The following is a 13,569-nucleotide window of genomic DNA, read 5'->3' on the forward strand; positions in this document are numbered from 1 at the left end:
GCTAGAGACCTTTATGCTGGAAGCCATGACTGATACCGCGAAGTACTCGACCGATAACCCCTTCCGCCCTGAGCAGTGGAAGACGGTTGATGGTTTTGAGGATTTGACCGACATCACCTACCACCGCCACGTCGGCGAGGGCCGCGAAAACGGCATTGTGCGTATTGCGTTTGATCGCCCAGAGGTTCGTAACGCATTCCGCCCGCATACCGTCGATGAGCTCTACCGCGCACTCGACCACGCGCGTCGCACCCCGGATGTCGGCGTTGTGCTGCTGACCGGTAACGGCCCGAGCACCAAGGACGGTGGCTGGGCATTCTGTTCGGGTGGTGACCAGCGCATTCGCGGTCGTTCCGGCTACCAGTACGCCACATCCCACGAGCATGACGACGCTACCGCGGACGCATCCACCATCGATACCGCGCGTGCCAAGGTCGAGGGTGGCCGCCTGCACATCCTGGAGGTGCAGCGCCTGATTCGCACTATGCCGAAGGTTGTCATTGCCGTGGTCAATGGTTGGGCCGCAGGTGGCGGACACTCCCTGCACGTGGTGTGTGACCTGACACTGGCATCCCGCCAGGAGGCCCGCTTTAAGCAGACCGACGCTGACGTGGGATCTTTCGATGCCGGCTATGGCTCGGCCTACCTGGCGAAGCAGGTTGGTCAGAAGTTTGCCCGCGAGATTTTCTTCCTCGGCCGTTCCTACGACGCTGAGACCATGCACCGCATGGGCGCTGTCAACGAGGTCGCCGACCACGCTGAGCTGGAAGATGTCGCGGTGGAGTGGGGCCGCATGATCAACGGCAAGTCCCCGACGGCGCAGCGTATGCTGAAGTTCGCTTTCAACCTGACCGATGACGGACTGATGGGCCAGCAGGTCTTCGCGGGCGAGGCCACTCGCCTGGCGTACATGACCGACGAGGCCGTCGAGGGCAAGGAAGCGTTCTTGGAAAAGCGCGACCCGAACTGGGATGAGTTCCCGTTCTATTACTAGGGGCAGTTAGGGGGCGCCGGCTGGGGCGCTCGTCGGGCCCTGCACTTTAGCGCTCATTCGTGGCTGTAGAACAGCCGAGAGCGTGCGCTACAGTCACGGGTCTGCGCTAGAGTGCCTCCGACGCTTCGACCGCCAGCCCGCCATTGCGAGTCGGGAGCACCGCACCTTCTACCTGATAAACCTCTCGCAGCATAGCTTCATTAATGACCTCTGCCGGAGGCCCTGCACTGCTGACCCGACCATCGGCTAGAACAACCACATGTTCGCAAAAGCGCGCCGCTTGCCCCAGGTCATGAAGTGTCATCACTACCGCGCAGGGCAATTCCCGCGCACACTTGCGTACCTGCCCGAGAAGCATCAATTGGTTACGCAGGTCGAGTGCGCTGGTGGGCTCGTCGAGAAGCAATACCCGAGGTCGTCGCACAACCGCCTGCGCAAAACTCACCAACTGCCGCTGTCCCCCAGACAACTCAGACATCAGCCGCGATGACAACGCAACCAACCCAAGTCGTTCAATGGTGGCCTGCACTTCTGCCCGCACTGTGGATCCGACACGCAGTGCGGAAAACCCAGAAAACGACTGTTGCCGGGCAAGCAGGACGCTTTCGTACACGGTCAATGAGCTCAGCGGCGGAGGGTCCTGTGGCAAATATAGAGATCTTTCAGCACGTACCTGCCCCGAGCAGTTTTCAAGGCCCGCCAAACACCTCAGCAGTGTCGATTTGCCAGCTCCGTTGGGACCGACCAACGCAGTCACGCTTCCCATCGGAAGAGGCCCAACGTCGACATTGTGCAGGACATGATGGCCGTCGTAAGCAAAAGACACTCCTCGCGCGCTAAGAGCGGACGATTCTGGAGGGGTTTCGCCGAGGGGTTTACCGTCAGGTTTACTGGGGCTGTCGTGATGACCATGTACAGCGTCGTTCCCGACAAAGCGACTTGCCTTTAGCCAACCCACATTTTCCTCCTCTGGCCAGCGATAATCGCGACAAATACGGGCACTCCTACAATTGCGGTAATAATGCCTACGGGAAGAATTACACCCGGTTGAATCACCTTCGACACTGCCGATGCCGCAACCAGAAGCAGCGCCCCTACCAAAGTCGAAGCAGTAAGAAAATAACGTTGATCTTCGCCTACCAATAAGCGCGCAACGTGTGGGCCGACGAGACCGATAAATCCAATCGTACCGGCCATCGACACAGCGGTTGCCGCCATAAAGGACACCACGATAAGGGTCAGCGCACGCAGTCGATCAACGTCTACGCCAAGGGCTTTTGCGCGGTCATCGCCCATCCGGAATGCAGTCAGCGACCAGGCATTGAGGTAAAAGAAGAGTAGCCCCATCACGAATATCACCGCGAGCAACGCAATCTGCGTCCAGTTCGAGCGGGTGAGACTACCCATCGTCCAGAACACAACCTGTTCCAACTGCGTCTCCGAGGCCAGGTATTGCATCAGGGCCAGTAGAGCGTCGAAAAAGAATACAATCGCGATACCGAGGAGAATCATCCCCTCGACTCCTGGGCCACGAAATCGGGAAAAGAGCAGAATCGCAGCGCAGGCCAGCATCGCGAACACCCACGCAGTCCCGGCCATCCCCAGCACCGCACCGATTCCCTCAGAAGCGAAGCCGGTGACCACAGCCAGGGCAGCACCGAATCCGGCCGCCGCTGACACGCCCAGGGTGTACGGCTCGGCCAGGGGATTTCCCAGAATTGTCTGCATTTGTGAGCCCGCCGCTGCCAGCGTCGCTCCGACGAGCACTGCAGTCACGGTCATCGGAAGCCGAATGTCGAAAACAATCTGGTGGTCAATGGGTCGCGCACCAACCGGATGGGTCAATGTATGCAAAACTTCGCTGGCAGGCATGCTACCGCCACCGAGTAGAAAGTCAGCAAGCGATGTCAAAGCCAACACCACAGTAATCAGAGCGATTATCACCCACTTCTTCCGTGCTGCGCGCTGATACCAGTGAAAAATTGACTGCACCATTACTCTATCAGGGCTGACTTCCTGCTCCCCGCGAACGGCGTCTCCGCTCCCCTGCGTTGTTGCCAGGTTTCCGTGCGAAACTTGCATGTTCGACATCACTCCAGCCCAGTCCAGAAGGTGCCCGAGGCCTCGATTGGCAGGAACTTATCGTGCAGGTCCTGTACCTCTCGTTCAGTGTCAATGTCGCCGAACAAGTCCGGGTGCATGGCCTTTGCAAACATCTCGACTGCCAGGAAGTTATATGGCGAATCGTAAAAATGATGCCATGCGACGAAAGTACGCTTACTTTTCACCGCGTCGACTTCACGCACAGCGGGTTGCTTATCGACGACATCGTGAAGGGCCTTTTGCGCCTCTTCCTTCGATTCCGAGTAACCCAGCGGTACGTAATTTCCTTCCTTGACCGGAGTCTTACCCTGATCCCAGTCTGCGCCTGTGGCAATGATGACTTCAGGATTCTTCCCGGCCAATGCCTCTGGCGATACCTGCCCTTGCTTCGCATCAATCATTTCGTCGCCAAGGTTTAGTCCACCGGCAAAATTGACAATCTGCGCCAGGTTGGACTTGGCGAAGGTTGAGCAGCAGTCAAAGTAACCGGGTGCTCGCCACAGGAATGTCGGTGTCGGTGCTGGTTTCTTCTCGGCAAGGCGGTCAGCGACCTTGTTGACCTTCTTCTCGTAGTAGTTGATAAAGTCTTCCGCCTGCTTTTCACGCCCCAGCAGTTGTCCCATCATTCGAATACTGGGCTCGGTGTTTTTCACTGGGTCAATGAAGTAGTCGACAGTCACCGTCGGCACGCCTGCCTTTTCTAATCCATCAACGATTCCAGCATCTTTAGCCGCGTCGAAGACACCCGCGTTTACTACGAAGACATCGGGTCGGGACTCCAGAGCCTGTTCCAGCGACATAGTGTTGTTGTAAATCTCGCCTGTGGTCGGGATGTCCTTGATTTTGGGGAACTTCTCAACGTAGCGGTCGTAAGTGGCTTTGTCGTTTTCCTTCAGGTCCTCTGGCCAGGCAACGATCTTGTCAGTTGGATTGTCTGGGTTCAGAAGCGCCGTCGTGTAAAGCATCTTCTGCCCGCCCATCAGGATTCGCTCGACATTCTGCGGGACTTTAACTTCGCGTCCTAGCGCATCGACGACGGTACGCTTCTCACTGCTAGCGGATGCGTCTCCATTTCCATCTGAGCAAGCGGCGAGAAGGACGAGCGACATGCATAGGAGTACCGCGAAAAGCACCCTTGCGGGGAAGTCACGCAGTAGCACGCTTGGAGTAAGAGGAGAACTAACCTTCATTTTCTTCTTTCCGGAGCAGGCGGTCAGTCGACCGCATATTCAGCTCCTCGGATCCCCTTCGGTAGAGGGAAAACGTCATCTTTACGTGGATGGTTCAGACTATTTCTGGATGGGTGTTACGAAGCTTCGGCCGTCACACGGAACTAGTGGGTTGCAGGTGACGCTGCAGAGCGCGGTAAAGCAGAGCAGCGGTCGTGGAAAAGCCAAGGATGAGCCCAACCCAAACGCCATATCCTTCCCAACGAAGGCCAAGGCCAAGAATCAGGAGAGCTGGAACCCCCACCGCCCAGTAGCCCCAAAGGGTCGCACTGAGACCCGACTTCGTGTCGCGCAGCCCACGAAGGAGCCCCACCAGCACGTTCTGGGAGCCTTTAGCGAACTGCTGAAGCACGGCAAGGCACAACAAGATTGTCGCTATATGGCGTACATCGGGATTGGCACTAACGTTGGAATCAGTAAGGAACAGTCCAACGACGTACTTGCCCAGTAGCAACCAGAGCAAACCGACGACGGCAAGATAAATACCCACTGCGTGCAAAACCCGACGTGATACCTGTTTGACTGCCTCGGCACCATCCGCTAATGCACGGCTGACCAGTATAGATCCTCCGTGCGAGAAGCCGATACATACTTGGTAGACGATATAAGCGAGTTGGTTAACAACGGTGTGCGCTGCCAGCATGACTGGGCTAACCAGGCCCATCGCTAGACCTGCGATAGTAGTAATCGCAGCTTCAGAGCCGTAGGTAAGCGAAACTGGAATCCCAAGCCGAATAATGCGCCTCATGCATGCTGCGTCGCCGGGCCTCGGAATGACCGCGAAGAATTTCCGTAGCTGACGGTCTCTTTGCAGCAAGCCAGCAAAGGACAGCAGGGTAAAAACCTGGACGCAGGTGGTCGACAGACCGATGCCCACCAGTCCCCATGCAGTTCCCCATTCATTGACACTTGTTAGCCGGAGGAATCCAGCGTTGAGAGCAGCGTTGACAACGATGGAGATGAGCGTAACCACCAGCAGAGAGCCCGGCCGACGCATGCCGACTGCAAACTGCCGCAGGACATTGAGCCAAATCATCGGGATAAGGCCTGGTGCAAGCGCGACCGTCATCGAGAACGCTAGCTCGGCAACAGTGTCGTCGATGGGCAAGATGAGTGCAAGCGCACCAAATGAAATCACGATGAGGCCACCAATGATTGCAGTTGCGGTACCGACGGCCATGCAACTGCGTACCGCTTGGCGGATTCGCTCAGCCGCAACTTCCTCGCCTGTCTTTTCCCACTCCGACGCGGCCTCGGCTACTAGGTTGCCTCCGGCGGTGACCATACCGACACACATGGTGCGAATCTGGTTGTAGAACTGCATTGCGAGTCCGCCGCCGGCAATTGCCACTACACCGAGGGTCTGCAGCATCAGCACATCGGTCGTGGTTAGCGCAACCCCCGCTAGCTGAACGCCCGCGATGGGTAGCGCAAGCGAATAGACATCACGGTAGGACACGGTTTGCTGGCCAATTGCACGAGCTGGATTTATCACCCGGCCACCTCGAAGGAACTAGCAATGGCACGAGAATCACCATAGGCTCTGAGCATTCGCGAAACTTGACGCTCCATAACTTCTGAATACAAATGATTTTTCTGAAGCCAATCAGTATCAAAAATTGTGTCGAGATATTTCTCACCAGCATCACAAACAATGACGACCATTGTTGTTCCTGCCTGAAACTCGTGTAGATGACGCAAACCTTCGTAGATTGCAGCACCTGCTGTGCCTCCAACCATGAGCCCATGTTCCCTAGCCAACACTCGGGCCACAGCGAATGCCTTGACATCGCTAACTTTGACTCCATGGTCGATGAGGTCGTAGCGGGAGTTCGCGAGGCTCCAACTTTTTGGCAGTCCATTAGCGCGTATGGCATGCCGCTTTCATCGTCGTAGAGACTAATGGTGGTGTAGTACTTATCTGGGTTGTCGCTTCCGTGGCGATAAGAGGTCTTGTATCCAACGAGATCACGGTTGGCATCAAAACCGAGCATCGAAAAAGCAATCGAGTCCCGGCTCTCAACCGGTAAGTCAATCATCATTTTTGTCGGGCACTGCGAGGAACCTTCCGCGAATGCCAAGTATCCATCTTCTACTGCACGGATAACCAGCGAAGGTTCGAGTTCGATATCTTCCAAGTCCGATCGGGTCAAAAGTCGAAGCTTTGGAGTTTTTGAATCAATCAATAGAAGTCCTTCAAGCAAGTAACGATTGATAGCCAACCATTCAACCAACAAAAGGAGAGCCTACACTACCTGTCATAGGTATGGCTACCCTAATTCCTAGATTCTATCGGCGATCACAGGCAGTGAAGGTTCAATGACTCCAAGCTGGGCGCTAAGCAATATCGCTACTCTAAGGCGAGGACGCCGTCGCACACGGCGGCGAGAAGCCTGTGTTCATGGCTAATCATGAGAACACCGCCGCCAGATACGGCGAAATCCCGGATGACCTCGACGATTGCCGCGGAGTTGGCGGCGTCGAGCATGGCGGTCATCTCGTCGCAGATGAGGTAGCGTGGACCGGCGGCCAGGGTGCGAGCGACTGCGGCACGCTGGAGCTGCCCGTCTGAGACCTGGCTAGGGAAGCGATCGAGAAGGTCCGGAGTCAGCCCAACGTTTCGGATGAGCTCGTCGATGTCCACACTTTTCCCGGTTCGCTGACCATCCCGCCGCCCTTGCCGCCCCTGTCGTGCGGCTGAGCGAATGGTGCGCCCCAAAGTCATCCGCGGGTCGCAGGACCTTCGGGGAGACTGAAACACCATCCCAATCTGGCCACGAACCCGCTGCCCGGCGCGGCTGCGCACAGCGCCGACCGGCACCCCGTCGCAGAAGCACTGCCCTAAATCGGGCACTTCCAGGCCTGCGAGGATACGGCCGAGCGTGGACTTGCCAGCCCCCGAAGGCCCACGAAGCCCGACGATCTGCCCTGGATCAACCCTGATGGAAACGTCCGATAAAACGACTCTCGCAGAGCCGTCCTTGGCGCCGAATGACTTCGACACGTTCTCGGCGACCAGCGCTTTGCCACTCGCCTGCGCGTCACAGCTCACCGAAGCCTGCTCACTCACCAACGCCTTACTCACCACAGCCTCCTCGTTCATTTCCCCGCCTCCTCGAGCCTGCGCGCGTAGCAATAGTCCTCGTCCAGGTTCGTCAAGCTCGGCACCACGCCGGGCATCGGCCGCATGCCGTTTTCGGGCAGCGCTGCGAGCAGGTCGCGCATGTATTCGCTGGCTGGGGCCTCAATCACCTGTTTTGCCGGTCCCGTCTCCTCAAGGCGCGATGCGTACATCACTGCAACTCGGTCGGCGATGCCGCTATCGCGCAGCTCGGAAATGTCGTGCGTAATTAGCATGACTCCCACACCACTGTCGGCGATTTGGCGAAGCATGCGCAGCAGGGCCATGGTCAGGTCGGGGTCGAGGGAGGCCGTCGGCTCGTCAGCAATCACCAGAGCAGGGTCGCCAGCCAGGGCGAATGCCACTGCTGCGCGCTGCGCCATACCCCCGGAAAGTTCGTGGGGATACAGCGCCGCGACCTCCGCATCCAGGCTGACTCGCCGCAGCATCTCCTCCACCGTGTGGTTGCGCCCCAGAACGGAAATTGTTTCTTTTAGCTGTGCCCCGACCGTGCGCACCGGTGTCAAAAACGTCGCCGCCGACTGCGGTACTAGCGCGATTTGCCGCCCCGCCAGCTCCTCGTCAGTGCGAGCAAGGCCCGCGCCGGTACGTCGCCGCGCCAGAATTTCGATGGGCTCGGCGTTCCTCTCCGCTTCTGCACCACTGTCAGCTGCCCCTTCGCGCGGATAGAAACGCACCTGCCCCTCTACTCTCGCGTGCGGCGGCAGCATGCCAACCACCGCCGAGGCAATAATCGACTTTCCGCAGCCCGACTCACCCACAACCGCGACGACCTCTCCCCTACCCACAGTCAGGGACACGCCCGTCGCGGCATGCACCACGTCACCACCGCGCAGGGGAATCCGCACTGTCAGTCTCTCAATGTCCAGCAGCTTCTCTCGCTTGCCGACGCCCTCCCGAGCACTCACACCAGCACCTCCTGTCCGGTCACCCGCTCCTTCAAATGCGTGCCGACGGCCGCAATACACAACGTTGTGGCGACGAGGAAAAACGAGGGAAACACCAAAATCCACCAATGGCCGAGAAGCAGGGCGCCCTCGGCGTCGGCAAGCAGAGTCCCGAGAGACGGCTTGTGCGGCGGCAGGCCCACCCCAAGGAAAGACAGCGTTGACTCGTGCCAGATTGCGTGCGGGATCAGCAAGATAAGGCCGACCAAGGACTGCCCCAGTGCCGCCGGAACAACGTGCCGAGCTAGCACGCGTGCGCGGCTCATTCCGGACAGGAGCGCGGCCTCGACGAACTCGGCGCCCCGCAGATGCAGCACGGACGCACGGACCGTTCGGGTGATGGTCACCCAGTGCGTCAGTACCAGGGAGATGATGATTGCGGGGACCGAGCCTCGGAAAAGGCTGACGATGAGCAGCCCCAGTAGCAGGTGCGGCAGCGCGTTGGTGACGTCGGCGCTGCGCATAATGACGCGGTCGACGCGCCCGCCGAGCATGCCTGCGGTAACGCCGAGGACGATACCGACGATCGCCGAGCACACTGCCGTGACCAGTGCAATGAAAAGGGAAATGCGCATTCCCGCAGCAACTCGAACGAAAACGTCGTGCCCCTTCGAATCGGTACCGAAGAAGTGCTCAGGCCCCGGGGCGACACCGGAATTGGCGAAGTCGGTGAGCACCAGGTCGGAGTCGTGAAACAGCGGAGTTAAAAAGGCGTAGGCAGCGATGAGGACCAGGCACGCCACGGCCACGACCGGGGCGACCGGCCTCTTTGTCGTTTTAAGCATCTGCATCCACCCGTGGGTCGAGGACGACGAAGGCGACGTCGGCAAGCAGATTTCCGAGCAGGACGATAGCCGTCGTCGCGATAGTGAGAATGCTCAGCAGCGGAAAGTCCAAGCTCTGAGCCGATTTGACCAGTGCGGTTCCGAGCCCAGGCCACGCGAAGACCGCCTCCACCAGTGTCGATCCGACGACCAGCTCAGACAGTCGCGCGCCGATGAGCGCGAGGAAAGGCGGCACTGCGGTCGGCAGGATATGGGAGAAAATAATCGTTCGGCGCGGAATGCCGCGGACCTGCGCTCCGGTGACCGCGCCGGAGTCCATGACCTCGACGATGGACTCACGCAACGACAGCACCAGCCACGGCACCTGCGTAATCGCAAGAACGACAGCTGGCAGCGTAAGGTGCGCCACCGTAGAGGAGAAAGTCACGGGCTCGCCCGGGTAGGTCAGGCCTCCGGTGGGAAATAGCTTCCAGGCCAACGCAAAAAGGCCGAGGCCGCCGAGTGCAACGACGAAGGGCGGGGTCGCCTGAATCACCGTCGAGATCGACAGGACTAGCCGGTCTAGCACTCCCCCGCGCCGCACCGCAGCCCACAGTGCCAGAACGAATGACAGCGCGATAGCTCCGGCAAGTCCGCAGGCGCCGAGCAGCATCGTCCACGGCAGACGCTCGGCGAGCACCTGCGTCACCGGCTGTGAGTAGGACCTCGAAATGCCAAGGTCGCCCACCGCCAGGCCCTGCAGCCACACCAACCACGACTCCCACCAGGGCCTATCCAGCCCCAACTGGTGAGAAATCGAGACTCTCTGCGCTTCGGTCAGGTTGCCCGCCTGACCTTTGAGATACGCATCCAAAGGGTCGAAGGGGCTCACCGCCGCCAGCGCGAACACTGCTGCCGTCACCGCCACAACGATGGGAACGGCTACCAGCACTCGCCTCACGACGATTCCTGCGACCTGCCGTTTCCGGCTCTTGAAACGGGGTTGATGCTCAGAGGGGTGTAGACGCGGGTGTGAGTGCGGGCGCGAGCGAGGGTGAGGACGTGGGTGTGGCTCGGCTTTTGTCATTTACTTGTGCCATGCCCCCAGGTTGAACCACGGGCCGAAGTTCAGGCCGTGGGCATGGGGCTCAAGGATGGCATCCGGGTGCGTGTAGCCACGGTCGCGCTCGACATAGACATGGTCAACGTAGACCAGCTGCAGCATGGCGGGCTTTTCGGCGTAGAGCTTCTGAATCTTACGGTAGAGCTCGTCTCGCTTGGCCTGGTCCGCTTCGACGCGCGCCTGGTCGAGCAGCTTGTCGATCTCCGGGTTGACGTAGTCGGAGCCGTTATCCCACTTGGCACCGGCACCCGGCTCAGCGTACTTGGAGTGCAAGATTGAGTAGATCTGGCCGTCGACGGAGTACGGGGTACCGCCTCCTCCCAGCATGACCGGGGTCTTGGCGTAGTCCTCGCGGGTGACAGACTTGGAATCACGGGCGACCGGATTGACCTCAATGCCGACCTTCTTCAGGTCGGAGGCTGCGGCCAACGTCAGGTCTGTGCGGGCGTGATCGCGGTTCGGGAAGTAGATGACATCGAACGCGGCGCGCTGGCCGTCCTTGACGCGGATGCCGTCCGAGCCCTTCTTCCACCCGGCGTCGTCGAGAAGCTTCTCGGCCTTCGCGGTGTCGTGCTTGATCTCGGCGGTCGGGTCGTAGGCGTCGCCGTAGAAGTCCGCGAGGAAGGTGGAGTTCGGCTTCGCGTGGCCCTTCATCACGTCTTTCGCCATGGCCTCACGGTTGACAGCCAGGTTGACCGCATTGCGGATTGCCTGGTCACCGGTGACCGGGTTGCCCGCTGGAAGGGTGATTCCGCGCCAGTCCGCCGAATGCGCCGACTCGACCTTGAATCCCTCCTGGCCTTCAAATTCCTGCGCCAACGCCGGCTCCATAATGGTTCCGTCGCCCTCGCCGCCGCGCAGCTGCTGAGCACGGGAGTTTTCGTCCTGATTGACTCGGTAAATGACTTTCTTCAGCTCAGGGGCCCCGCCGTGATAATCCTCGCGGGCCGTGAAGATGGCCTCGTCGGCACGCAAAGATTCGAGCTTGAACGGGCCAGTTCCCACGGGCTTGGTATTGAGATCTGAGTCCTCGGCGGGCTTCAAATCATCGAAGTTGAAGGCCTCCGACGGGGCGATGCCGTTGAGGAGCTGGTGATCGAATTCCGCGTACGGGATATTCAGCTCGAAGACGACCTTGTCTCCGTCGGCGTGCACCTCATCGAGCATTTCCCAGTTCGGAGCCTCAGAGGAGGCCGAGCGCTCGTCGAGGATGGCCTTGTAGGTCGCCACGACGTCCTCCGGCCCGAAGGTGGTCCCGTCGGAGAAGGTGATTCCGTCCTTGATTGGAACGGTCCACGTTTTGTTGCCATTGCTCGGCTCGGCGGGGCCGGAGGCTAGCAGAGGCTCAAAGTCGACGGGCTTCGTGGAGGTGTCACCCGACACCGGCTTGAGCCGGAAAAGGCCCTCGTAGACCGGGGAATCGCCGGACCTGCTGTAACCAGCAACCGGGTTGTATCCGCCGGTTTCGTTGTTATCCAGCAGGACCAGGGTCTGCTCGGCGCTGGCGCCGGAGGCGGACTTATCATCGGGGTTCGAACAGGCGGTCAACCCGAGGCCACAAATCGCAAGTGCAGAGACCGAGACAGCCAGGGTTCGCCCCGTGCGGGTAGAAAACATTTACTCCCCTTTATTGAAGGATAGGCGCAACTAAGTAGTAACCGTTTTCATTTTTTACTCATTGGAAACTTTATTTCAATGGTTCGAAATCTTTTCTTCTTGTTGCATAAATGTTTAGAACCCAGGTAAGAGGCAGAAAAATCCCGAAGACCTGGTACGACGATGGCGGCAACACATAAGTGCTGCCGCCATCGACTCCCCCTATATTCGGTTATAAAGCCCTACCTCCACCTACTGAACCTTCGTAACCTCAAAGCGCTGCTCCGGGTGGACGTAGGCCTCCTGCGCACGAACGAGCTCCAGCTCGTCAGAGCCGGACTCGTGCGTGACCTTTAGCAGCTCAAAGATACTGGCCGCGGTGTTGCCCAGCGCGACCGAAAGGTCACCGTCAATACCGCGACCACGCAGCAGGTTGCCCGCGAACAGCGCAGCCGCGACATCGCCGGAGCCATTGCGCTTCAGCGGCAGGTACGGCGTCGCCACCAGCCATGCGCCCGAGCCGTTGACGGCGAGCATCTCAATCTCGCCCTCCTTGCGCTCCGGACGCAGCACGCTGGTGACCAGCACGGCCTCCGGGCCCATCTCACGAGCAGCATGGGCTGCCGCAATGGTGGACTCCAGGTCGCTGACCTCGCGGCCTGTCAGGTATCCCAGCTCAAACTGGTTCGGCGTAATCACGTCTGCCACCGGCACAACCTTGTCGCGCAGCAGCGGCGGAATGTCATCCGAGACGTGGCAGCCACTCTTGGCATTTCCCATCACCGGGTCACACGAGTAAATGGCCTTCGGGTTGCGCTCCTTGGCCAGCGCCACGGCCTCGATGATGACATCCGCAATATCGCTACCGCCCTGGTAGCCGGAGATAATCGCGTCGACGTCGTCAAGCTTGCCCAGCTCATCGATACCCTTGATGACCTCACGCACATCCGTGGCCGGAATCATCGGGCCGCGCCACTGGCCGTAGCCGGTGTGGTTGGAGAAATCGACGGTGTGGACCGGCCACACTTCAAAACCTGCGCGCTGCAGCGGGAAAACGGCAGCGGAGTTACCCACATGGCCGTAGCTCACATGCGACTGGATGGACAGGATCGAGGGCACGCGGTTGAACTCCGCGACGGCTTCAGCTGCCTTTTCGGTAGGGGCCTGATTTTCGCTCATTCCTCTATATTGCAACGAATGCGCGAAAATCCCATATTCCCCTAGTAGGAGCTGGGTCGGCGCCTGCTGGCTTTGAGCTCAGAGCGGCGTTGCTTCTGCGCTTTACGACGGGCAATCGAGGCCCGACTTGGTCGAGTCCGCCGGCGCCTCGGAGGCGGTGGCTGCACGGCTTCCCGAATGAGATCCGCCAAGCGACGCCGGGCTTCCGCGCGGTTGCGTACCTGGGAGCGCTGCGTGGTGACCGACACGGTGAGTGTGGTGCCGTCGAGTCTGTGGCTGAGGTTCTGGAGGGCGCGGCGGCGGTGGATGTCGGAAAGCACGCTGAGCTCGGCGATATCCACCGATAGCTGCACCTTGGAGTCGGTGGTGTTAACACCCTGGCCGCCCGGCCCTCCGGAGCGCGCGAAGCGTTCGGTGAGCTCCGCTGCGGGGATGACGAGGCCCTTTGGGATGCCGGGACCTGGTGGGATGTTCAGGGGTTTCATGGTGGCC

General features: G+C 59.6%; 14 protein-coding genes. 2 read left to right on the forward strand and 12 right to left on the reverse strand.

All coding sequences use genetic code 11. The annotated features are described in order from the left end of the window. The first annotated feature begins 13 nt into the window (after window positions 1-13). Window positions 14-994, forward strand: a complete 981-nt coding sequence (locus tag HMPREF2847_RS05515) for a 1,4-dihydroxy-2-naphthoyl-CoA synthase (RefSeq protein WP_016422029.1) — start codon at window positions 14-16, stop codon at window positions 992-994. 106 nt (window positions 995-1,100) lie between these two features. On the opposite strand, the gene HMPREF2847_RS05520 is transcribed toward HMPREF2847_RS05515, so the two are convergent. From HMPREF2847_RS05520 to HMPREF2847_RS11250, 5 genes are all read right to left on the reverse strand, one after another. Continuing rightward, a complete protein-coding gene (locus HMPREF2847_RS05520; RefSeq protein WP_080969612.1) occupies window positions 1,101-1,760 on the reverse strand; it encodes an ABC transporter ATP-binding protein in 660 nt (219 codons plus the stop codon). Window positions 1,761-1,939: 179 nt separating this feature from the next. Then, window positions 1,940-2,989, reverse strand: a complete 1,050-nt coding sequence (locus HMPREF2847_RS05525) for a FecCD family ABC transporter permease (protein ID WP_070851786.1) — start codon at window positions 2,987-2,989, stop codon at window positions 1,940-1,942. Window positions 2,990-3,084: 95 nt separating this feature from the next. Continuing rightward, window positions 3,085-4,206: an ABC transporter substrate-binding protein gene (locus tag HMPREF2847_RS05530; RefSeq protein WP_246821952.1), complete on the reverse strand. Its 1,122-nt coding sequence runs from the start codon at window positions 4,204-4,206 to the stop codon at window positions 3,085-3,087. Between the two features lie 214 nt (window positions 4,207-4,420). After that, the gene (locus HMPREF2847_RS05535) at window positions 4,421-5,821 is read right to left on the reverse strand and encodes an MATE family efflux transporter (protein ID WP_065421727.1); all 1,401 of its coding nucleotides are present in this window, start codon (window positions 5,819-5,821) and stop codon (window positions 4,421-4,423) included. Continuing rightward, window positions 5,818-6,066: a hypothetical protein gene (locus HMPREF2847_RS11250; RefSeq protein ID WP_241482443.1), complete on the reverse strand. Its 249-nt coding sequence runs from the start codon at window positions 6,064-6,066 to the stop codon at window positions 5,818-5,820. Before HMPREF2847_RS11250 ends, HMPREF2847_RS05535 begins: the two co-directional genes overlap by 4 nt. A gap of 6 nt (window positions 6,067-6,072) precedes the next feature. Between HMPREF2847_RS11250 and HMPREF2847_RS11770 the strand changes: the two genes are divergently transcribed. Beyond that, window positions 6,073-6,222, forward strand: a complete 150-nt coding sequence (locus HMPREF2847_RS11770) for a hypothetical protein (protein WP_241482441.1) — start codon at window positions 6,073-6,075, stop codon at window positions 6,220-6,222. A gap of 454 nt (window positions 6,223-6,676) precedes the next feature. Here HMPREF2847_RS11770 and HMPREF2847_RS05545 read toward each other — a convergent pair whose 3' ends face one another. The 7 genes from HMPREF2847_RS05545 to arfB form a co-directional block, all read right to left on the reverse strand. After that, window positions 6,677-7,429 carry an ABC transporter ATP-binding protein gene (locus HMPREF2847_RS05545; protein WP_083317223.1) on the reverse strand — a complete coding sequence of 251 codons (753 nt, stop codon included), beginning with the start codon at window positions 7,427-7,429 and terminating at the stop codon, window positions 6,677-6,679. Next, window positions 7,426-8,376 (reverse strand): ATP-binding cassette domain-containing protein, encoded by a 951-nt coding sequence (locus tag HMPREF2847_RS05550; RefSeq protein WP_016422020.1) that lies wholly within the window; start codon window positions 8,374-8,376, stop codon window positions 7,426-7,428. The genes HMPREF2847_RS05545 and HMPREF2847_RS05550 overlap by 4 nt, the downstream gene beginning before the upstream one ends. After that, the gene (locus tag HMPREF2847_RS05555) at window positions 8,373-9,200 is read right to left on the reverse strand and encodes an ABC transporter permease (RefSeq protein ID WP_016422019.1); all 828 of its coding nucleotides are present in this window, start codon (window positions 9,198-9,200) and stop codon (window positions 8,373-8,375) included. Before HMPREF2847_RS05555 ends, HMPREF2847_RS05550 begins: the two co-directional genes overlap by 4 nt. Further along, window positions 9,193-10,140, reverse strand: coding sequence for an ABC transporter permease (locus tag HMPREF2847_RS05560; RefSeq protein WP_016422018.1), 948 nt, complete (start codon window positions 10,138-10,140; stop codon window positions 9,193-9,195). The genes HMPREF2847_RS05555 and HMPREF2847_RS05560 overlap by 8 nt, the downstream gene beginning before the upstream one ends. Window positions 10,141-10,266: 126 nt before the next feature. Further along, a complete protein-coding gene (locus tag HMPREF2847_RS05565; RefSeq protein ID WP_070563925.1) occupies window positions 10,267-11,919 on the reverse strand; it encodes an ABC transporter substrate-binding protein in 1,653 nt (550 codons plus the stop codon). Between the two features lie 231 nt (window positions 11,920-12,150). Then, window positions 12,151-13,077: a pyridoxal kinase PdxY gene (gene pdxY, locus HMPREF2847_RS05570; RefSeq protein WP_224784074.1), complete on the reverse strand. Its 927-nt coding sequence runs from the start codon at window positions 13,075-13,077 to the stop codon at window positions 12,151-12,153. A 41-nt stretch (window positions 13,078-13,118) separates the two neighbouring features. Next, window positions 13,119-13,562, reverse strand: coding sequence for an alternative ribosome rescue aminoacyl-tRNA hydrolase ArfB (arfB, locus tag HMPREF2847_RS05575; RefSeq protein ID WP_070851757.1), 444 nt, complete (start codon window positions 13,560-13,562; stop codon window positions 13,119-13,121). Between the last annotated feature and the right edge of the window lie 7 nt (window positions 13,563-13,569).

The organism is Corynebacterium sp. HMSC074C03, assembly GCF_001838285.1.
Taxonomy (GTDB): domain Bacteria; phylum Actinomycetota; class Actinomycetes; order Mycobacteriales; family Mycobacteriaceae; genus Corynebacterium; species Corynebacterium amycolatum.